At 64.1% G+C, this 21,182-nt stretch carries 20 protein-coding genes; 17 read left to right on the forward strand and 3 right to left on the reverse strand.

Annotated features, from left to right (window positions below):
• From rho to RTN46_RS11950, 4 genes are all read left to right on the forward strand, one after another.
• Nucleotides 1–1,817: transcription termination factor Rho (gene rho / locus RTN46_RS11935; RefSeq protein WP_312181643.1), on the forward strand; the 1,817-nt coding region annotated here is incomplete at its 5' end.
• 168 nt (nucleotides 1,818–1,985) lie between these two features.
• Nucleotides 1,986–3,065: a peptide chain release factor 1 gene (prfA, locus tag RTN46_RS11940; RefSeq protein ID WP_312181645.1), complete on the forward strand. Its 1,080-nt coding sequence runs from the start codon at nucleotides 1,986–1,988 to the stop codon at nucleotides 3,063–3,065.
• 8 nt (nucleotides 3,066–3,073) lie between these two features.
• Nucleotides 3,074–3,958, forward strand: a complete 885-nt coding sequence (gene prmC, locus RTN46_RS11945) for a peptide chain release factor N(5)-glutamine methyltransferase (protein WP_312181648.1) — start codon at nucleotides 3,074–3,076, stop codon at nucleotides 3,956–3,958.
• A 4-nt stretch (nucleotides 3,959–3,962) separates the two neighbouring features.
• Nucleotides 3,963–4,808, forward strand: a complete 846-nt coding sequence (locus RTN46_RS11950) for an L-threonylcarbamoyladenylate synthase (protein ID WP_312181650.1) — start codon at nucleotides 3,963–3,965, stop codon at nucleotides 4,806–4,808.
• A gap of 14 nt (nucleotides 4,809–4,822) precedes the next feature.
• On the opposite strand, the gene RTN46_RS11955 is transcribed toward RTN46_RS11950, so the two are convergent.
• From RTN46_RS11955 to RTN46_RS11965, 3 genes are read right to left on the reverse strand one after another with little or no spacing between them, the layout of a single operon-like run.
• A complete protein-coding gene (locus RTN46_RS11955; protein WP_312181652.1) occupies nucleotides 4,823–5,788 on the reverse strand; it encodes an NAD-dependent epimerase/dehydratase family protein in 966 nt (321 codons plus the stop codon).
• Nucleotides 5,789–5,797: 9 nt separating this feature from the next.
• The gene (locus RTN46_RS11960) at nucleotides 5,798–6,808 is read right to left on the reverse strand and encodes a glycosyltransferase (RefSeq protein WP_312181654.1); all 1,011 of its coding nucleotides are present in this window, start codon (nucleotides 6,806–6,808) and stop codon (nucleotides 5,798–5,800) included.
• Between the two features lies 1 nt (nucleotide 6,809).
• Nucleotides 6,810–7,709, reverse strand: a complete 900-nt coding sequence (locus RTN46_RS11965; protein ID WP_312181656.1) for a glycosyltransferase — start codon at nucleotides 7,707–7,709, stop codon at nucleotides 6,810–6,812.
• Between the two features lie 225 nt (nucleotides 7,710–7,934).
• Here RTN46_RS11965 and RTN46_RS11970 point away from each other — a divergent pair, with 225 nt between their 5' ends.
• From RTN46_RS11970 to murA, 13 genes are all read left to right on the forward strand, one after another.
• Nucleotides 7,935–9,881: a nucleoside-diphosphate sugar epimerase/dehydratase gene (locus RTN46_RS11970; protein ID WP_312181657.1), complete on the forward strand. Its 1,947-nt coding sequence runs from the start codon at nucleotides 7,935–7,937 to the stop codon at nucleotides 9,879–9,881.
• On the forward strand, nucleotides 9,881–10,885 hold the full coding sequence (locus RTN46_RS11975) for a UDP-phosphate glycosyltransferase (RefSeq protein ID WP_312181658.1): 1,005 nt from the start codon (nucleotides 9,881–9,883) through the stop codon (nucleotides 10,883–10,885). Before RTN46_RS11970 ends, RTN46_RS11975 begins: the two co-directional genes overlap by 1 nt.
• A 139-nt stretch (nucleotides 10,886–11,024) precedes the next feature.
• A complete protein-coding gene (locus RTN46_RS11980) occupies nucleotides 11,025–11,519 on the forward strand; it encodes a hypothetical protein (protein WP_312181660.1) in 495 nt (164 codons plus the stop codon).
• Nucleotides 11,520–11,881: 362 nt separating this feature from the next.
• The gene (gene atpB, locus RTN46_RS11985) at nucleotides 11,882–12,688 is read left to right on the forward strand and encodes a F0F1 ATP synthase subunit A (RefSeq protein WP_312181661.1); all 807 of its coding nucleotides are present in this window, start codon (nucleotides 11,882–11,884) and stop codon (nucleotides 12,686–12,688) included.
• Nucleotides 12,689–12,760: 72 nt separating this feature from the next.
• Nucleotides 12,761–12,979, forward strand: coding sequence for an ATP synthase F0 subunit C (gene atpE / locus RTN46_RS11990; protein WP_312181662.1), 219 nt, complete (start codon nucleotides 12,761–12,763; stop codon nucleotides 12,977–12,979).
• A 43-nt stretch (nucleotides 12,980–13,022) separates the two neighbouring features.
• Nucleotides 13,023–13,574 (forward strand): F0F1 ATP synthase subunit B, encoded by a 552-nt coding sequence (locus tag RTN46_RS11995; RefSeq protein ID WP_312181664.1) that lies wholly within the window; start codon nucleotides 13,023–13,025, stop codon nucleotides 13,572–13,574.
• Nucleotides 13,574–14,389 (forward strand): F0F1 ATP synthase subunit delta, encoded by an 816-nt coding sequence (locus tag RTN46_RS12000; RefSeq protein WP_312181666.1) that lies wholly within the window; start codon nucleotides 13,574–13,576, stop codon nucleotides 14,387–14,389. The genes RTN46_RS11995 and RTN46_RS12000 overlap by 1 nt, the downstream gene beginning before the upstream one ends.
• A 101-nt stretch (nucleotides 14,390–14,490) precedes the next feature.
• A complete protein-coding gene (gene atpA / locus RTN46_RS12005) occupies nucleotides 14,491–16,128 on the forward strand; it encodes a F0F1 ATP synthase subunit alpha (protein ID WP_312181667.1) in 1,638 nt (545 codons plus the stop codon).
• 95 nt (nucleotides 16,129–16,223) lie between these two features.
• Nucleotides 16,224–17,117 carry a F0F1 ATP synthase subunit gamma gene (locus RTN46_RS12010; RefSeq protein WP_312181668.1) on the forward strand — a complete coding sequence of 298 codons (894 nt, stop codon included), beginning with the start codon at nucleotides 16,224–16,226 and terminating at the stop codon, nucleotides 17,115–17,117.
• 77 nt (nucleotides 17,118–17,194) lie between these two features.
• Nucleotides 17,195–18,658, forward strand: coding sequence for a F0F1 ATP synthase subunit beta (atpD, locus tag RTN46_RS12015; protein ID WP_312181669.1), 1,464 nt, complete (start codon nucleotides 17,195–17,197; stop codon nucleotides 18,656–18,658).
• A 5-nt stretch (nucleotides 18,659–18,663) separates the two neighbouring features.
• A complete protein-coding gene (locus RTN46_RS12020) occupies nucleotides 18,664–18,957 on the forward strand; it encodes a F0F1 ATP synthase subunit epsilon (RefSeq protein ID WP_312181671.1) in 294 nt (97 codons plus the stop codon).
• Between the two features lie 9 nt (nucleotides 18,958–18,966).
• A complete protein-coding gene (locus RTN46_RS12025; RefSeq protein WP_312181672.1) occupies nucleotides 18,967–19,395 on the forward strand; it encodes a DUF2550 domain-containing protein in 429 nt (142 codons plus the stop codon).
• 106 nt (nucleotides 19,396–19,501) lie between these two features.
• Nucleotides 19,502–20,770, forward strand: a complete 1,269-nt coding sequence (gene murA, locus RTN46_RS12030) for a UDP-N-acetylglucosamine 1-carboxyvinyltransferase (protein WP_312181673.1) — start codon at nucleotides 19,502–19,504, stop codon at nucleotides 20,768–20,770.
• Nucleotides 20,771–21,182 lie beyond the last annotated feature (412 nt).

Below are 21,182 nucleotides of genomic sequence, written 5' to 3' on the forward strand. Positions count from 1 at the left end.
CCCGCAACCGCAACCGCCGCGCTGCGAGCGACGGCGTCGTCTCTCCGGCGGCCAGCAGCGAGGCCGCAGAAGCCCCGCAGGCAGAGGCTCCGGCGGCTGCTGCAGCGCCGGCCACTGAGAATGGCAGGGACGAAGGCCAGCGTGAGCGTGGCCGTAACCGCCGCAACCGCCGCAACGACGGCGAAAACGGCAGTGAAGACAACGCTGCTGAAAACAATGGCCAGGAAGCTGCCCAGGACTCACCTGCCGGCTCCCGCGAGGACGACCGCTCCGAGCGCCAGGGCCGCAGCCGCAACCGTAATGACCGCGACGGCAACCGTAACGACCGGGACAGCAACCGCGAGAACAACGGCAGCCGCAACGACCGCGACGGCAACCGGAACGACCGGGACAGCAACCGCGAGAACAATGGCAGCCGCAACGACCGGGACAACAACCGGAACGACCGCGACAGCAACCGCGAGAACAGCAACCGGAACGACCGCGACAGCAACCGCGATTCCGACGGTGATGACAACAGCCGCAGCGGACGCAACCGCCGCAACCGCAACCGCAATGACCGTAACGAGCGCAACGACCGTAATGACCGGTTCCGCGACCGTAACGAGCGCCGCCGCAGCCGCGACCGCAACCCGGACGTCGACGACGTAGAGGTTACCGAGGACGATGTCCTGCTGCCCGTTGCCGGCATCCTGGACGTGCTGGAGAACTACGCGTTCGTCCGTACCTCCGGTTACCTGCCGGGCCCGAACGACGTTTACGTCTCGCTTGCCCAGGTCAAGAAGTACAACCTGCGCAAGGGCGACGCCGTTGTCGGCGCGATCCGTGCCCCGCGTGACGGTGAGAACCAGGGCAGCAGCCAGCGCCAGAAGTTCAACGCCCTGGTCCGCCTGACCTCCGTCAACGGCAAGCCGGCCGAGGACAACAAGGACCGCGTGGAGTTCTCCAAGCTGGTTCCGCTCTACCCCTCGGAGCGCCTGCGCCTGGAGACCTCCGCGAAGGTGATCGGCCCCCGCGTGATCGACCTCGTCGCGCCGATCGGCAAGGGCCAGCGCGGCCTGATCGTCTCCCCGCCGAAGGCAGGCAAGACGCTGATCCTGCAGGCAATCGCCAACGCGATCACCATCAACAACCCCGAAGTGCACCTGATGATGGTCCTCGTGGACGAACGTCCCGAAGAAGTCACCGACATGCAGCGCACCGTCAAGGGCGAGGTCATTGCCTCGACCTTCGACCGTCCGGCCGATGACCACACCACCGTGGCCGAACTCGCCATCGAGCGGGCCAAGCGCCTCGTGGAAATGGGCAACGACGTCGTGGTCCTCCTGGACTCCATGACCCGTCTGGGCCGCGCCTACAACCTGGCCGCTCCGGCGTCGGGCCGTATCCTCTCCGGTGGCGTGGATTCCTCCGCGCTGTACCCGCCGAAGCGTTTCTTCGGTGCAGCCCGCAACATCGAAAACGGCGGCTCGCTGACCATCCTGGCCACCGCGCTCGTCGAGACCGGATCCAAGATGGACGAGGTCATTTTCGAAGAGTTCAAGGGCACCGGCAACATGGAACTGCGCTTGTCTCGCAACCTTGCGGACAAGCGCATCTTCCCGGCAGTGGACGTCAATGCGTCCGGTACCCGCCGTGAAGAGAACCTCCTGTCCCCGGACGAGGTCAAGATCATGTGGAAGCTGCGCCGCGTCCTTTCGGGCCTGGACACTCAGCAGGCACTGGAGCTCCTGACCAACAAGATCAAGGAAACCCAGTCCAACGTCGAGTTCCTGATGCAGGTCCAGAAGACCACGCTCGGCAACAAGAACGATTAGCGCCCTAACCTAGCCGCTCATGCCCCTTTGCCCTCTTCGGAGGGTTAAGGGGCCTGGGCGGCTTGGCGGTTAACCAGCGGGCAGCTGCCCGGGCGAGAATGGTAATAAGTCAGCAACGCCGAACCCTCCGCAGGCGGACCCACGGCGTGAAGAAGGATTGGAAAAACAATGTTTGAGTCCATACAGGGACTGCTGGATGAACACGCCGAGCTCCAGATGCGGCTTTCGGATCCCGCCGTCCACGCGGACCAGGGCCTGGCCCGCCGCCTGGGCCGCCGCTACGCCGAGCTGAGCCGGATCGTCGACGCCTACAACACCTGGCACGGACTGGAAGACGACCTCGCCGCGGCCCAGGAGATGGCCGCCGAGGACCCCGAATTTGCCGCCGAGGTTCCTGTGCTGAAGGACCAGCTCGCGGAAGCGCAGGAGAAGCTGCGCCGCCTGCTCATCCCGCGGGATCCCAACGACGGCCGAGACGTCATCATCGAGGTCAAGGGCGGCGAAGGCGGCGACGAGGCTGCGCTCTTCGCCGGCGACCTGCTGCGTATGTACACCCGCTACGCGGAGACCCGCGGCTGGCGCACCGAGATCATCTCGGCCACGGAATCGGACCTGGGCGGCTACAAGGACGTGTCCATGGCCATCAAGGGTTCCTCGAACGACCCGGCTGAAGGCGTTTATGCCCGCCTGAAGTATGAAGGCGGCGTGCACCGGGTGCAGCGTGTCCCCGTGACCGAATCCCAGGGCCGGATCCACACCTCGGCCGCCGGTGTGCTGGTGCTGCCGGAAGTGGATGAGCCGGAAGAAGTCGAGCTCAACCAGAATGACCTGAAGATCGACGTATACCGGTCCTCCGGGCCGGGCGGACAGTCCGTGAACACGACCGACTCCGCGGTGCGCATCACCCACCTTCCCACCGGAATCGTGGTCGCCATGCAGAATGAGAAATCCCAGCTGCAGAACCGTGAAGCGGCCATGCGCGTGCTCCGCTCACGGATCCTGGCCCACCAGCAGGCGGAGATCGACGCCGCCAACTCGGATATCCGCAAGTCGCAGATCCGCACCATGGACCGGTCCGAACGCATCCGCACCTACAACTACCCGGAAAACCGGATTGTTGACCACCGGACGGGCTACAAGGCCTACAACCTGGACACCGTGATGAACGGCGACCTCGAGGCCGTGGTCCAGGCTGCCATCGAAATGGATGAGCGGGCCCGGCTGGACGCCATCGGCGACGAAGGCTAGTCCCGGGTATGCCGGCTTCCTCCCTCGAGAAGGCACTGCGCGAAGCGGCGGCGGAACTCGCCGCCGCCGGCGTGCCGAGTCCGCGTGTCGACGCCGAGCTGCTGGCCGCCCACCTGCTCCGGGAGAGCGTGGGGCGGGTGCGGGCCCTTGCCTTCACGGATGCTGCGGCACCCGAGGGCTATGCCGAGCTGGTCGCCGAACGGGCCCGGCGGACTCCGCTGCAGCATCTCACCGGCAGGGCACATTTCCGCCGGCTCGAACTTGCCGTGGGGCCGGGGGTCTTTGTGCCGCGGCCGGAAACCGAAACGGTTGCGCAGCTGGCCATCGACCGGGCGCGGCTGGTCCCGGAGGGTGCAAAGGTCGTGGACCTGGGCACCGGTTCGGGGGCCATCGCGGCCTCGGTGGCCACTGAGGCCGCCGGCTCCGAGGTCTATGCGGTGGAACTGAGCCCGCTGGCCCTGGCCTGGGCGCGGAAGAACCTGGACCCGCTGGGCGTCACCGTCCTTGAGGGCGATCTGCGGACGGCACTGCCCGGCCATAACGGAACGTTCGACGTCGTTGTCTCCAACCCGCCCTACATTCCAGCCGGGGCCGTTCCCAACGAACCCGAAGCTGCCGAGCATGATCCGTCGATGGCGCTCTACGGCGGGGGAGCGGACGGCATGGAACTGCCCGACGCCGCCGCCCGGACCGCTTCCCGGCTACTGCTTCCCGGCGGCTACTTTGTGATGGAACACGCCGAGGTGCAGGCCAAAGCCGTGGCCGCCCGCCTGGCCACCGACCCGGCCTGGGAAGCCGTCACCTCCCACAATGACCTGAACGACCGCCCGCGGGCCACCTCAGCGGTGCGTACAGCGGTTGCCGCCCGTTCGCAGAGCAACGTGAAAGAATAGTGCCGTGACTACCAGCTTTGACTGCACAGACCCTGAAACCCGCAGCGCAGGCCTGGCCCGCGCCCAGCAGGCCATCGCTAACCGGCAGTGCATCGTGCTGCCCACCGACACGGTTTACGGCATCGGCGCTGACGCGTTTTCCCCGCAGGCCGTTGCCACGCTCCTGGCCGCTAAGGGGCGCGGGCGTTCCATGCCGCCGCCCGTGCTGGTGCCGCGCCTGCAGACCATGGATGGACTGGCCATCGATATCACCCCGGAAGCCCGGGCCCTGGCTGAGGCCTTCTGGCCCGGGGGACTGACCCTGATTTTCCATGCGCAGCCATCCCTGACCTGGGATCTTGGCGATACCAAGGGCACCGTTGCGCTGCGTATGCCCGACGATGAGATTGCCTTGGACCTGCTGGCCCTTACCGGTCCGATGGCTGTCTCTTCCGCTAACCGAACCGGCAACCCGGCCGCCCAGACGGCCGCTGAGGCCCAGGCCCAGCTGGCTGAGTCCGTGGAGGTTTACCTGGAAGCCGGTCCCCGGCCGCAGGAGGGCAGCGACGGGGTTCCTTCGACGATCGTTGACGCGACACAGGTCCCGCTGCGGGTCGTGCGCGTAGGGGCCGTCAGCCTGGACGAACTGCGTGCCGTGGTGCCGTCAGTGCTTGGAATTGGCGAAGAACCGGCTGCTCCTGCGGCTGCCGACACTGCCGGCACTGCCGGCGACGCGGAAGAAAAAGCCAGCGAGGACACCTCGGTTGCCGGTGCGGACTCAGCTGCTCCCGTGAGCGGCGTAGCCGGTGCTGGAGGGACGGGCAGCGAGGACCTCGACGCCCCGGACCCCGTCCACGACCAGGCGCGCTAGCCTTCCCGCAGCCTTCAGGCGTGGGCGCTGCGTGCGCCGCGAAGGACCTGCTCCACGCGCGGGGCGGGAACGTTGCCGGTGGCTTCTGCCCAGCCCGGCTCCTGCCGCTGGCCGAACCACATCATCTCCACCCGGCGCAGCGGCCCGTGAAGGCGTTCGCCAAGCAGGGAAGAGACAGCGTATCCGGCCTTCAGCGTGCCCCGGCAGAGCCAGGACGGCAGCCGCAGCGGTGACCGGCCGCCGGCAGCGCGCAGGACACTGGAGACAGTTGCGCCTTCCCACGGCTGGAGGATGATGGGCGGCACCTCGCCCTGATGCCGTCCAACCGCCAGTACAAAGCTGGTTAGCGCGTCAACGGAGCTGACCGGGCTGGGCGCATCGCCCCGGCCGGCGACTGACGCCAGCGGAGAAGCTGCGATCCGTACCAGGCTGGCCGTGGTTTTCCGGGCCGCGCCCTGCACTGACGTGGCGCGGATGGCTACCACGGAACACGGCCCGGGAGTACGCGCTGCCAGTGTCAGCTCGCCCAGGGCCTTGGACCGGGAGTAGGCAGAGAACGGCTGCGTATATGTGCTCTCGTCCAGGAAGGGCCTGTGACCCTGGACAGAAGCACTGCTGAGATGGATGAACCGGCGGACGCCCGCATCATCGGCTGCGCCGGCCACCAGCACCGGCAGCAAGGCGTTTGCTCCGCGCAGTTCCGCGGAATCCCCGTCCGACGGCGTGGCGAGTCCGGCTGCGTTGATTAGGACACCGGCCCCGGACAGGGCCTGCGCAAGAGCCGCCCGCTCGGTGGTGAGGCCTTCGGCCTCGGCGAGGATACCGGCAGCGTCGGTCGAACGGGCGCTGAGCCGGGGTGCCTTGAGGCAGCGGACGGTGATCCCGGCGTCGTGCAGTGCCTTTTCCAGGGCGCTGCCAATGAAGCCGGTGGCACCTAGGACAGCCCAGACCTGCTCAGGAGGGGAGGGGATGCTGTTCAAGGAAAGGTCCTACTCTGCTGGAGGTGGCGTTGCCGCGTTGTCCTGGACGCTGCCGGTACCTAGCGGGGACATGGGCTGCCAGTTTTTGTCGCCCAGGATGCGGCGGGATTCCCGCCAGCCCCGCCACAGGCTGCCGGCTCCGCGCAGACTGTGTTCGACGGCGAGCAGCCGCAGGATTTCCTTGGCTGCAGTTAGCGCGGTGCCGGCTGCGAAGCCGACTGGGTTAAACCGGCCGTGGACCCGCAGATACCCGGCGGTGTGCCCCCGGTTGCGCATGGCACAGAACCTGCTGAGGTCACTGGAATCGTTCAGGTGCCGGATTCCGAGGTCGATCTGCTTTTGTGGGCGGACCTTTTGGAGGACGAAGTCGTTGACGTAGACAACTTCGTGCTGCAGGGAAGCGAGCCAGCCGTACATCTCGTCATCGCCGTTGATGAAGAACCGGGAATCGGGCAGGCCGATAGCCCGGACCACGCCGGCACTGACGAGCATGCCTTCGAAGCAGCCGACGTTGGTGGCGAAAACCGGGCTGTTGCGGAACACATCGCCGCGGACCGGCACATGGATACCAAGGGCCGGCAGGAACCGGTGCTGCCAGAAGAACGGCTTGCCGGTCTCGTCGAGCCGGCGGCCGTGGATGCAGTCATACTTCCCCGTCCATTTCGCCAGGGCGGAGACAGCTCCGGGAAGGACCTCGACGTCGTCGTCCATCAGCCACAGCCACTTCGCGCCGTCGCCCAGGGCCCGGCGGACGCCTGCGGCGAATCCGCCGGATCCACCGGTGTTTTTCGTGAGGCGTTCAACACTGAGCGGAACTGGGAAACCCGGCTGAATTCCCGCCAGGACCGCGGCAGTGTCATCCGTGCTGGCGTTATCCACCACCACAATGTGCTCAGGGGCCGGGTCCAGGGCAGCGACCGACTGAAGCAGGCCGCGCAGGTAACCGGACCGGTTGAAGGTGACGATGACCAGGGTCAGTCCATCGATGCCTGCTCCTGGAGCCGGAGCGCCTGAAGGCACGCTAGAACCCCAAATCCGACGGCGGACCAAACAGTGTGCCGCGGGCGCCGCCCACGTACGCGCGCAGCCAGGCACGGAACCCGCGAAGGTCCCGGGTACGGGCAAAGTGGATGGGGTAACCGACGGCGTCAGCGGCCAACGAACGCAGGCGCTTGTGCTTCCAGGTCAGGTGTCCGCGGTTGCGGAAGAAATAAAAGCGCTTGAACTCGGTGTCGGGTACCAGCACATGCAGGCGCCCGCCCAGGATTTCGTTGACCTCGGACCATGCGGCCGGGTGGCTCAGGGCTACGGAAGTCAGCGTGCCGAACGGAATCCCTGCCTTGCGCAGGCGAATCATAAAATCGGTCTCATCACCGCGGATGAACAGGCGCAGGTCCGGAAGGCCGACACGGAAGAAAACGTCGCGGCGGATCAGCGCTCCGTTGAAGAAATGCCCGACGCCGGGGAGGAAACCGGCCTTGGCGACCTCGGCGCGGTTGTGGGTGAGCCGGCCATCGATCCGGAAGTGGAAGGACAGGGTGTCCGGCCGGCCGGGCGCGACAACCAACGGCAGGATGACGTCGAGGTTCCGTTCGTTGGCGCCATCGATCAGGGCCTGAAGGCATTCCGGATCCTCGGGATGTGCGTCGTCATCCATGATCCAGATCCAGTCCGCACCTGAGGCGATGGCTGTCAGGATGGCCAGGGAGAACCCGCCGGCGCCGCCGAGGTTCGTTTCCGAGCGAACGTACGTAACAGGTGCCGCGGAGGCTTCGGCGATATCCTGGACGGGGCTCTTTCCCGAGTCCACCAGGGCCACGGAGGAGACGGTGGCAGTTTGCGCCGCCAGGGCCCCAAGAAGTGTCTTGACGTCATCGGGGCGGTCGAACGTTACCGCTGCCACGGCCACTGAATCCGGCAAGATGATCCTTTCGAAGGCCCCCTGATGCGCTGGCGTTGCCGGACCGAAAGGGGCATGCAGTTAGTATGCTGAATAGATTCCAGTCTATTACACCGGAATCACCGCACTTCCGTGTTCCGCACTTCCGTTCGCGCGGAGCAGCGGTGCACACCGCACTTCGGTGCGCATAACACTGCAGGACCCCTACAGCCTAGACACGAACCGGGTGCCAACCCGTTGAGGACTATGAACGATTCAAGCAGGCACAGAACCAACCCGGTACGGGACGAGAAGCCGGCCTACTGGCTCTGGTCCCAATACGTGCTGGACTCGCTGGCCTGGGTGGTGGCCATCGCCCTGGCGCTGATCCTGCGCTACGAGCTCACCGTGGACCAGATCAATGTGGCCGGCCTTGCAGTTTTCTGCGGCGTGGCGGTGGTAACGCAGCTGCTGGTGGGCTATTCCTTTGCCCTCTACCGGGGCCGATACAGTTTTGGCAGCTTCCACGAGATGCGGCTGCTGGCCGTAGTCACCATAGTGGTCTCCGCAATCCTGGTCCTCGTCAGTGCGCTTTTCGGCCTGGCCATCGACATTCCCCGCAGTACCGGGGTCCTGGCCTTCCCGTTTGCCTGCCTGTTTATGGCGGCTATCCGCTACATGAAGCGCATGTACGTGGAGAGCAAGGCCCGCCCCGGCGACGAGGCGCAGCGCACCCTGATTTACGGCGCCGGCTTCCTGGGCAACTCGCTGGTTACCCGGATGATGAACGATCCGGAATCCCCCTATTTCCCGGTTGGGCTGATCGACGATGATCCGTCCAAGAAGCATCTGCGGCTCGGCACGGTGCCGGTGGTCGGCATGCTGGAGGACCTGCCGGAGCTGGTGCAGCGCACGCGTGCCAGCGTCCTGATCATCGCGATTGCCGACGTCGATGCCCGGCAGATGCGGGACATTTCGGACCGTGTAAAGGACCTGGAGCTACGGGTACTGGTGCTCCCGCCGCTGCGGGACATGCTCGCCAAGGGGGCCGGGGCCGGCCTGACCGACTTCCGGGAGGTGGCGGTCGAAGACTTGATCGGCCGCCGTCCCGTGGACATTCACGTCGACGAAGTTGCCGGTTACCTTACGGGCAAGAAGGTGCTGGTCACCGGCGCCGGCGGTTCCATCGGCTCCGAGCTCTGCCGGCAGATCACCGCCTTCGAGCCCGAAGAACTGATCATGGTGGACCGGGATGAGACCGGGCTGCAGCTCACCCAGCTCTCGATCACGGGCCAGGGACTGCTGAACGGCCGGGACACAGTGCTGGCAGATATCCGCGATGCACGCGCCCTGGATGAAGTCTTCACCTCAAGGCGCCCCGACGTCGTATTCCACGCTGCCGCGCTCAAGCACGTCTCCCTGCTGGAGCAGTACCCGCTGGAAGCCTGGAAGACGAATGTCCTGGGCACAGCCAACGTTCTGCGCTCGGCCCACAAGGCCGGTGTCAGCCACTTCGTGAACATTTCCACGGACAAGGCCGCCAATCCCACCACCGTGCTTGGCCATTCCAAGCGGGTGGCGGAAAAGCTCACCGCGTGGATGGCCGGGCGCAGCGGACGCCGGTTTGTGTCCGTGCGGTTCGGCAACGTGATTGGCAGCCGGGGGTCCATGCTGCCCCTGTTCACGGAACAGATCCGCCAGGGCGGCCCGGTCACCGTGACGGACGCCGAAGTGACCAGGTTCTTCATGACCATTCCCGAGGCCTGCCAGCTGGTGATCCAGGCCGGCGCCATCGGGCGCGGGGGAGAGGTCCTCATCCTGGACATGGGTGAGCCCGTCAAGGTCCTCGATGTTGCCCAGCGGATGATCGCGATGTCCGGCAAGGACATCGACATCGTCTTCACCGGGCTGCGCAAGGGAGAAAAGCTGCACGAAGTCTTGGTTGGCACCGGGGAAGATGATTCCCGTCCGCTGCACCCGAAAATCTCCCACACCTCAGTCGCTGTCCTGGCTCCGGAAGACCTCGACGCCGAAGACTGGCTGCGCCGCTGCGGTTTTGGTCCCGAAGATTTCCCGGACGGCGCCACTGCGGTGAATTCCGCTGGAGCCCCGGCTGCTGCGCTTTTCCCGCTGCCGGATACAGCCGCGCTTCGCCTGGCCGATATCCATAACGGGCCAGCGGCCACCGGGCAGAAGGATCGGCGGACCGGCTGATGGCTCTTGCCGTGCCCGTTGCGGTCGCCTTCCTGGCCAGCCTGCTGCTGCCATTCGCCTTTATCCCGCTGCTGCGCCGCCTCGGCGTCGTGGACGTGCCCAACGAGCGTTCCTCGCACACCAAAGTAGTCATCCGGGGTGTGGGCGCCACCGTCGCCGCAGGCGTCCTGCTGGGCCTGGGTACGGCGCTGCTGACCGGCTACGTGGCCGTGGACCGCTCCCTGCTGCTGGTCCTGGTGATAGTCATTGCCGCCGCCTCCCTCCTGGGGTGGATCGAAGATTTCCGTGGCCTGTCCGTCCGCGTCCGCTTCGGGCTGCAGCTGCTGATCGGAGTTGCCGGCACAACGGCGCTGGCGGCCGCGCTGGGCCAGAGTTATTGGTGGGTGCCAGTGGGGGCGCTGGTGATCGCCGGCTACATTAACGTGGCCAACTTCATGGATGGCGTAAATGGCATATCGGGTCTGCACGGCGTGGCCGTGGGCATCCTGTACGCCGTGAGCGGCATCCTGTCCGAACAGGTGTGGCTGGTGGCTGCTGGAGCCGTCATTGCCGCGGCGTTTGCCGCGTTCCTGCCCTGGAACCTGGGCCGCGGATCAGTGTTTATGGGCGACGTCGGAAGCTACCTGCTGGGTGCTTCGATCGCCGGTACGGCGGTTGCGGCCTTCCTGGCCGGGGTGTACGTCGAGTACCTGCTGTTCCCCATCCTCATCTACCTCCTGGACACTTTCACCACTCTGATCCGCCGGATCTGGCGGGGTGAACGCTGGTACGCGGCCCACCGCCAGCATGTTTACCAGCGCCTCACCGATGCGGGGCTCAGCCACGTGCAATCAGCCTCACTTGTGACACTGTGCACGGTTGCCGTGGGAGCGACCGGCCTCGTCACGGGCGGCTCGAGCTGGGCGGTTACAGCGGCGGGAACCGCTTTCGTCGCCGTGGTCGCAGGTCTGTACCTGGCCTCGCCGCGCATTGTTGCACGGCTGCGGGCAGGTACCCGGGCCTGAGCCCACCGACCGTGGAGGAACGATGTCACGGGGCACTTCTATGTACTGTAGAATTCAAACGTCGCGACGATCGGTGATGCGTCCACACCATGATTTCTCTCCAATTACCTCTCCCAAGCACAAGGATGATCCTCCAGCCATGAGCCCTGCAGACGGCGCACGCGCTTCACGGATCATTGCTTCCGGACCGACAAAAGCCCCGTGGCTGCGCATCCTGCGGGCATGCCTGCTCTGGAGCGGCGCTCCCGCAGCCGCCGCGGCCGCGGCAGCCGGCATCCTGGGCCCGGGTCTCGCCGGAGCAGCCAGCGTTGCGGCAGGCTGGGCACTGGTCGCGGTCTTCTTCGGAATCAGCCTGCTGGTAGGGCATGTGGTGGGGCGGAAAAACCCGTCCGGAGCCATCGGAATGTTTGCCGTTACGTATGCCGTCAAAGTCGTCGGCTTCGCGGTTATTCTGTGGCTGGTTGGACAACCAGAGTGGCTTGAGGGCGAATGGTTCTTCTTCACCGCCATCGGCACAGTAGTGCTGTGGCAAGCCGCGGAGATCTTCACTTTTTCCCGCACCCGACAGCTGATTTTTTCTGATGCCCCGGCAGATACAGACAATGTAGGAAAAGGAATCTCCGGTGAGTCCTAAATCCAGGAAAAATGCACCCGACCAGGTTCCCGCGGCGTTTGAAACGCCCAACAAGAAGTCGCTCGCGGTCCTCCAATATGTCTTGTCCGGAATCCTTGCCCTGGGTTTGATAGGGTGGGGGCTGGACAGTCTTCTGGGGACCCGCTGGATTTTATTTGCAGGTATCGCCCTGGGTGGTGTCAGCGGTTATTACACAGCTGCCGCCCACGGGCTCACTTCCACCAAGCCACAACCGCCCAAGGGCGGAAAACGGCCGGATGAGGGTTAGAGACATCAATGTCACAAAACTTAGTACACGGCCGCATGCCACATGCGGCCGCCAATGAAATGCCCAACGATGGACACAGCAGAGAGGAAACGCGTTGATCGCGCTTGCGCTTCCCGCCGCCAATGAAGAGGGTTTTGTTCCTCCCACCCTCGAAGACATGCACCTCCCTGAGATCTTTCCATGGGGCGCTCCGTACGGTGACGGGTTTGGAAAGCAGATGCTGCTTATCCTTCTCTCCGTCGTCATTATCGGCTGGTTCTTCATAGTTGCCGCCCGCAAGGGCCAGATGGTCCCGGGCCGGCTGCAGTTCCTGGGCGAGTTCAGCTACAACTTCGTCCGCAACTCGATCGGTCGCGACATCATCGGTGAAAAGGACTTCCGTCCCTACACCCCGCTGCTGTTCTCGCTGTTCTTCTTCATCCTGCTGAACAACCTGTGGGGCAGTATTCCGCTCGCGCAGCTGCCGACAACGTCGCACGTTGGTACGGCCTACGCTCTGGCAGCCATTGTCTACTTCACGTGGATCATCCTGGGCATCAAGAAGCACGGCATCAAGTACTTCAAGTACGCGACCGTCCCCTCCGGCGTTCCGATCGCGATCCTGCCACTGGTAGTCCTGATCGAAATCATCTCGACCTTCCTGGTCCGCCCAATCACCCACAGCCTTCGTCTGTTCGCGACCATGCTGTCCGGCCACCTGATCATCATGCTCTCGGCTGCCGGCACTGAATACCTGCTGCTGCAGGCTGAAGGGCTGCTGAAGCCCCTCGGTGTACTGACCCTCGTGGGCGGCGTCGCCATGTTCTTGTTCGAAGTTTTGATCCAGGTCCTGCAGGCCTACGTCTTTACGCTGCTGACCGCGATCTACATCCAAGGCTCCATCGCAGCTGCGGAACACTAAAACCTCCCCTTCCCAGGGGAACCCCCTGAACCAACAACCTGCCTGCGGGCATCTTGAAAGGAACAACCCAAAATGACTGGTGAAATCAACGGTTCCCTGAACCTCATCGGCTACGGCCTCTCCGCCATCGGCGGCGCCATTGGCGTGGGCCTCGTCTTCGCTGCTTACATCAACGGTGTTGCACGCCAGCCGGAGGCACAGCGTGTGCTGCAGCCGATCGCCTTCCTGGGCCTGGCCCTGACCGAAGCCCTCGCTATCCTTGGCCTGGTTTTCGCGTTCGTCCTTAAGTAAACAGCGCGTATTTCCCCCACCAAGTAGATAGGACGGATGAGAAATGAACGAGGCACTAATCCTCGCCGCTGAAGAAAGCGCAAATCCTCTGATCCCAAACATCTGGGAGATCCTGGTAACACTGCTTGGCTTCGCTGTGCTGATGTTCATCGTCGTCAAGTTCGTCGTCCCGATGTTCGAGAAGACGTATGCAGAACGTACCGAGGCCATCGAAGGCGGACTTGCCAAGGCCGAGGCTGCACAGGCGGAAGCCAGTGCAGCCCTGGACGAGTACAAGCAGCAGCTGATCGACGCGCGTACCGAAGCTAACCGGATCCGTGAGGAAGCGCGCTCTGAAGGCGCTCAGATTCTCGCCGACCTGAAGGCTAAGGCAGCCACTGAGTCAGCACGCATCCTGGAACAGTCCCAGGTCACCATCGAAGCAGAGCGCCAGGCAGCAGTTGTCTCGCTCCGCAACGAAGTTGGCGTCCTGGCAACCGAACTGGCAGGCAAGATTGTTGGCGAGTCCCTCGCCGATGATGCCCGCTCGGCACGCGTTGTCGACCGTTTCCTGGATGAGCTGGAAACCTCGCAGAACGCAGGTGCGGTTCAGTAATGGCAGGTATATCGAGCGAGTCGCTGGCCGCTGCCCAGGGTCAGCTGGAAGCACGTCTTCCCCACGCGACCCTAGGCCTGGCCGAGGAACTCTTTGGAATTCTTGGCCTGCTGGACGGCCAGACCGGCCTGCTTCGAGCCCTTACTGACCCGGCTCGTGAAGGCCATGAGAAAGCAGCCCTGGTCTCCAAACTGGTTGGCGGCAAGGTTTCGGCCGACGCCGAACAGATTGTTGCTTCTTTGGTTGAATCCCGCTGGCGCGCACCGCGCGACCTTGGGGATGCTCTGGAAACCCTGGCTGCAACGGTTGTTTCCGCGGTCGCGGAAAATAAGGGGCCGGGTTCTGCCGGCCTCGAGGAACTTGAGGGTGACCTCTTCCGTTTCAACGAGACCGTGGCATCGAACCATGAGGTGCAGCGCGCCCTGTCCAACCCGCAGGCAAACGCGGAGGCCAAGGCAACGCTGGCACTGAAGCTGGTACCCGGTGCGTCCGAGGCAGCACAGGTGCTAATCCGGCAGGCTGTCAACGCTCCCCGCGGACTTCGCCCCACTGCCCTGGTAACCCGGTTCCTGGAACTGGTTGCCGGACGGCAGCAGCGGTGGATCGCGGAGGTGCGGACCAGCCTCCCCTTGACGGACGCTCAGCGCGCCCGGCTGCAGGCTTCGCTGAACAGCCTGTACCGCCGCGAGCTGAAGATCAACGCAACCGTTGATCCCTCGATCGTCGGTGGTATCCGGGTTACGGTGGGCGATGAAGTCGTCGACTCCACCGTGCTGACCCGGTTGTCGGAACTGCGCCGGAAGCTCGCGGTTTAGCCACCTTCGTGGCTGAAGCCGGCCATGAGAAACATTTGAGAACCAATCGAAGGTCATCGGCACGAAGCGATGATCACAACATAGGAGAGCAGGGACTGCAGATGGCCGAATTGACCATCAACGCCGACGACGTCCGTAATGCGTTGAATGAATTTGCGGCGTCCTACGAACCCGGAAACGCAGAGCGCGTTGAAGTTGGCCGCGTAACCACCGCCAGCGACGGCATTGCCCGTGTGGAGGGCCTGCCCTCCGTGATGGCAAACGAGCTGCTTCGGTTTGAGGACGGCACACTGGGCCTGGCCCAGAACCTCGACACCCGTGAAATCGGTGTTGTTGTCCTTGGCGATTTTGGCGGCATCGAAGAAGGCCAGGAAGTTCACCGCACCGGTGAAGTCCTGTCCGTCCCCGTTGGGGATGCCTTCCTGGGCCGCGTCGTCGATCCCCTGGGCGAGCCCATGGATGACATGGGTCCGATCCAGGCTGAATCACGCCGTGCACTGGAACTCCAGGCGCCGGGTGTTACCCAGCGTAAGTCGGTTCACGAACCGCTTCAGACCGGTCTGAAGGCCATCGACGCGATGATCCCGATCGGCCGCGGCCAGCGCCAGCTGATCATTGGTGACCGCAAGACGGGTAAGACCGCTCTCGCCGTCGACACCATCCTGAACCAGCGCGCGAACTGGGCCTCCGGCGACACCAACAAGCAGGTGCGCTGCATCTACGTAGCCATCGGCCAGAAGGCGTCCACGATCGCCGAGATCAAGCGGACCCTTGAAGACGCCGGCGCCATGGAATACACGACTATCGTGGCTTCCCCGGCTTCCGACCCCGCAGGCTTCAAGTACCTGGCACCGTACGCCGGCTCGGCCATCGGCCAGCACTGGATGTACGGCGGCAAGCACGTCCTGATCATCTTTGATGATCTCTCGAAGCAGGCTGAAGCCTACCGTGCCGTGTCGCTGCTGCTGCGGCGCCCGCCGGGACGCGAAGCCTACCCGGGCGACGTCTTCTACTTGCACTCCCGCCTGCTGGAGCGTTGCGCCAAGCTCTCCGACGAGCTCGGTGCAGGCTCGATGACCGGCCTGCCGATCATCGAAACCAAGGCAAACGACGTTTCGGCATACATTCCGACCAACGTCATCTCCATCACCGACGGCCAGATCTTCCTGCAGTCGGACCTCTTCAACGCCAACCAGCGCCCCGCCGTGGACGTCGGTATCTCTGTCTCCCGCGTTGGCGGTGCCGCACAGCAGAAGGCCATGAAGAAGGTTTCCGGTACTTTGAAGCTGGAACTGGCCCAGTACCGCGACATGCAGGCATTCGCCATGTTCGCCTCGGATCTGGATGCGGCTTCCCGCCAGCAGCTCACCCGTGGTGCACGCCTGATGGAACTGCTGAAGCAGGGCCAGTACGCGCCGTTCCCGGTTGAAGACCAGGTTGTCTCCATCTGGGCCGGTACTAACGGCTTCCTCGACGACGTTCCGGTGGAAGATGTCCGCCGCTTCGAAGCCGAGTTCCTTGACCACGTCCGCCACTCTTCGAAGGTCCTCACCGTTCTGGCTGAGACCAACAAGCTCGAAGACTCCACGGTGGACGAACTCAAGACCCTTATCACCGACTTCAAGCAGGGCTTCTTCGGCGAAGGCACTAACCGTATGGTTTCCGCCGGCCACGAAGAGGCTTCGGCTCTGGACGGGGATGCAGTCGACCAGGAAAAGATCGTCAAGCAGAAGCGCTAGCGGCTTCTGGTTCCGCGGCCGGTGAATGCCGGCCGCGGAACCTTAGCCATTGCCTTAGCCCCTAGTTCAAAACACTAGGAACCGAAAGGAAAAGTATGGGAGCCCAAATTCGGGTCTACCGCCAGAAGATCGCCTCGACGACGTCGATGCAGAAGATCTTCAAGGCGATGGAGCTGATTGCTGCCTCTCGCATTGGAAAGGCCCGCACCCGCGTAGCCGCGGCGCTGCCTTATTCCAACGCGATCACCCGTGCCGTTTCTGCTGTGGCGTCCCAGTCGGAGATCGATCACCCGCTGACGACCGAACCGGAGCAGATCCGCCGGGCGGCAGTGGTCATCATGACTTCCGACCGCGGTCTTGCCGGGTCGTACTCCGCAGGCGTCCTGAAGCAGAGCGAATCACTGAATGAATTGCTCCGTGAAGAGGGCAAGGAAATCAAGACCTACCTGGTAGGACGCAAGGCCCAGGCGTACCACGACTTCCGCGACCGTGCTTACGAGCGCGTGTGGACCGGCGGTACGGATGCGCCCGAGTTTGCAACTGCCCGGGAAATCGGCAAAGCACTCCTCGATGACTTCAACACGGCCTACGAAGACGGCGGCGTGGACGAAATCCACATCGTATTCACGCGCTTCAAGTCCATGGTTATCCAGGAACCCGGAGTCATCCGACTCCTGCCGCTGGAAGTAGTCGATGAAGAAGACGGCGCCGATACTGAGCTCCTGCCTCTTTACGAATACGAGCCCGAGCCGGAGAAGGTCCTTGATGCCCTGCTGCCGCGCTACATCGAGTCGCGCATCTTCGCAGCAATGCTCCAGGCCGCCGCTTCCGAGCTCGCAGCCCGCCAGCGTGCCATGAAGTCCGCCGGGGACAACGCCTCCGACCTTATTAAGAAGTACACGCGACTTCGCAATAACGCCCGCCAGGCTGAAATCACCCAGGAACTCTCCGAGATTGTGGCAGGTGCGGACGCGCTCAGCGCTTCCTAGCCCGCAGGTCCCGGACAAGAGTTCCACCGCAAAAATACTTAGTCCCACACGCCATCTAACTGAGTGAAGTGAGAGAGATGACTGCCCAAACTGCCGAGCACGGAGCAACCTCCGTAGCACCGGGCGCCACAGGCCGTATCGCCCGTGTCATTGGCCCGGTTGTCGACGTCGAATTCCCGGCGGACGCAATCCCCACCATTTACAATGCGCTCACCACCGAGCTGACGCTCAACGGTGAGACCAAGACCATCACGTTCGAGACCTCGCAGCACCTGGGCGACAACCTCGTACGCGCCATCTCCCTGCAGGCCACCGACGGACTGGTCCGCGGTGCTGCCGTTATCGACACCGGTGCTCCCATCTCCGTGCCCGTCGGCGACGGCGTCAAGGGTCACATCTTCAACGTGCTCGGTGAGCCGCTGGATGTCCCGGCAGACCAGCTCGAGATTACCGAGCGCTGGCCGATCCACCGCAAGGCCCCGAACTTCGCGGACCTTGAGGGCTCGACCGAAATGCTGGAGACCGGCATCAAGGTCATCGACCTTCTGACCCCGTACATCAAGGGCGGAAAGATCGGCCTGTTCGGCGGCGCCGGTGTTGGCAAGACCGTTCTGATCCAGGAAATGATCACCCGTGTTGCCCGCAACTTCGGTGGTACGTCCGTGTTCGCCGGTGTCGGCGAGCGTACCCGTGAGGGCAACGACCTCTGGGTTGAAATGGAAGAAGCCGGCGTCCTGAAGGACACGGCCCTTGTATTCGGCCAGATGGATGAACCGCCGGGAACGCGCCTTCGCGTGGCCCTGTCCGGTCTGACCATGGCGGAGTACTTCCGCGATGTGCAGAACCAGGACGTGCTGCTCTTCGTTGACAACATCTTCCGCTTCACCCAGGCCGGTTCCGAGGTGTCGACCCTGCTGGGCCGCATGCCTTCCGCCGTGGGTTACCAGCCGAACCTTGCCGATGAGATGGGCCTCCTGCAGGAGCGCATCACCTCGACCAAGGGTCACTCCATTACGTCGATGCAGGCCATCTACGTTCCGGCTGATGACTACACTGACCCGGCCCCGGCCACCACGTTCGCGCACCTGGATGCCACCACGGAACTTTCCCGTGAAATCGCATCCCGCGGCCTGTACCCGGCTGTGGATCCGCTGTCCTCGACATCGCGAATCCTCGACCCGCAGTACGTCGGCCAGCTGCACTACGACACGGCCGTCCGCGTCAAGCAGATCCTCCAGAAGAACAAGGAACTGCAGGACATCATTGCCATCCTTGGCATTGACGAACTGGGCGAAGAAGACAAGATCGTCGTCGCACGCGCACGCCGCATCCAGCAGTTCCTGTCGCAGAACACCTACACCGCCAAGCAGTTCACCGGCGTCGAAGGCTCGACGGTTTCCATCAAGGACACCATCGAAGGCTTCAAGGCCATCTGCGACGGCGACGTTGACCACATCGCCGAGCAGGCGTTCTTCAACGTCGGCGGCATGGACGATGTCGAGCGTCAGTGGGCGAAGATCCAAGAGCAGACCGGGAAGTAAGCCCCATGGCTGAAACTGCTGAACTCGAAGTCGAAATTGTTGCGGCGGACCACTTCGTGTGGTCCGGCGCAGCGAAGATGGTCAAGGCACGCACCGCTGATGGCGAGATCGGGATCCTTCCCGGCCACTCTCCGGTGCTGGCGATCCTGGCCGAAGGCGAACTGGCCATCGAGCCGGTCTCCGGCAGCCGGATCACGGTTGGGGTCGACGGCGGTTTCTTCTCCGTTGACAGCAACCGCGTGGTCATTGTCGCGGATAACGCGCAGATGAACGACGCAGCCAACGCTGGGACCCGCTGACCCTTCCCAATGGAAAGTACCTACGTGTTCCTTGGTCTGGCGGCGCTGTTCGCGCTGCTGGTCCTGGCAACTGCGCTTTTCTGGGTACGCCGCACACAGCTGCGGCGTACCTTGGGTACCTTTGACGCCTCCATCTGCTTCCCGCCCGGCGGGTGGCGGATGGGGGTTTGTCGTTATACGGACACTCATCTGGAATGGCTCCGGCTGCTCTCGCTGAGTCCGCGCCCGCCGTACCGCTTCCTCCGGAGCTCCCTGCAGATCACTGGATGGCGCCAGCCCACTGAGGCTGAACGTGCCCGGATCCAGCCGGGGGCACTGGTAGTGATGCTGGACTACGAAGGCGCGGAACTGCTCATCGCCATGAAGTATGACGTCTACACGGGCCTGTCCTCCTGGCTGGAGGCTGGACCCGTGATCGGTATCGGGACCTGGCGCTAGCCGCCGAAACCGGACCACGAAGGCGCAGGGATTTTCTTCCCTGCGCCTTCGGCGTATCCCGCTCCGGTAGGCGGGCGGCTGAGCTTACCGGCCCTAATATGGAGGGATGGAAGACGTCATTGTTGTCACGGGTCCTTCTACGCTGAACGGCTCGGTGACGGTCCCCGGGGCCAAGAACAGCGTTCTGAAATTGATGGCCGCGACGCTGCTGGCTGAGGGACGCTCTGTCATCACCAATGTGCCCAACATCCAGGATGTCTGGATCATGTCGGAGCTGCTGCGCCGACTTGGCTGCGCAGTGGATTACGACGCCGACGAGGCCGAGGTCCGGATCGACGTACCAGCCGTTCCCGGCCACCAGGCCGACTACGACCTGGTGCGTGCCATGCGCGCCTCGATTTCCGTGCTGGGGCCGCTGGTCGCCCGCTGTAAACGTGCCGAAGTCGCGCTGCCGGGCGGGGACGCGATCGGCTCCCGCGGCCTGGATATGCACCGGGCGGGCCTGGAGGCCATGGGCACCCGGATCACCATCGACCACGGCTACCTGGTGGCATCTGTGCCCCAGGGCCTGCAGGGTGCCCGCCACATCCTGGACTTCCCCTCGGTCGGCGCGACCGAGAACATCATGATGGCCGCCACGCTTGCGCGCGGCACCACGGTAATCGATAACGCCGCACGCGAGCCGGAGATCACTGATATCGCCGAAATGCTGTGCGCCATGGGCGCGCAGATCAGCGGGCTAGGGACCAACACACTGGTGATTGAAGGCGTCGAGAAGCTTGAACCGGTCGAGCACCGCGTGGTTCCTGACCGGATCGTAGCCGGGACGTGGGCCTTTGCCGCCGCCATCACGGGCGGCAGCATTGAGGTGCGGCAGGCGGATCCGCGGGCACTGACCGTGGTTCTGGACAAACTGGCCCAGGCTGGCTGCGTCGTCGAAACGACCCAGGACGGGTTCAGCGTCAAAGGGCCGGCCCGCCCGGATCCGATCAATGTCTCCACCCTGCCGTATCCCGGCTTCCCGACGGACCTGCAGCCCTTTGTCGTGGCGCTGAACGCAGTCTCCACCGGGTCCGGGATGGTAACTGAAAACGTGTTCGAGGCCCGCTGGGGCTTCACCTCCGAGCTGGCGAGGCTCGGGGCGGTGGTGCGGCTGGACGGGCACCACGCGCTGATCCAGGGCGTTCCCCGGCTTTCCGGCGCACCGGTCGAGGCCAATGACATCCGGGCCGGAGCTGCCCTTGTAATCGCGGGACTGGCCGCTGAAGGAACCACGGAGGTCCGCGGGGTTGACCACATCGACCGCGGATACGAACAGTTTATGGAGAGCCTGCGCGGTCTCGGGGCCAACGTTATGCGGCGGCGGAGCCAGTAAATCCTGAGCCTGGGGGAGACCTGCTTCCTCGATGGCGTGGTGGGTGCGCAGATAGGGTGAGTAGTTCTCGGGGGAGGCCGCCGGAGCTGCGCACCCACGGATCGTTCGGCCTGGAAGGCGGCTAGAGCTCACACCTACGGACCGGTGCGGAGCGGCTGGGATGGTTGGGTGCGCAGATAGGGTGGGTTGTTCTTCGGGGAGGCCGCCAGAGCTGCACACTGACGGACGCTGCGGAGCGGCTGGGATGGTTGGGTGCGCAGATAGGGTGGGTTGTTCTCGGGGGAGGCCGCCAGAGCTGCACACCCACGGACCGCTCGGAGCGGCTGGGATGGTTGAGTGCGCAGATAAGGTGAGTTGTTCTCGGGGGAGGTCGCCAGAGCTGCGCACCCACGGATTGTTCGGCTTGGAAGGC

This window comes from Arthrobacter sp., assembly GCF_031988865.1.
In the GTDB taxonomy this organism is placed as follows: Bacteria; Actinomycetota; Actinomycetes; order Actinomycetales; family Micrococcaceae; genus Arthrobacter_B.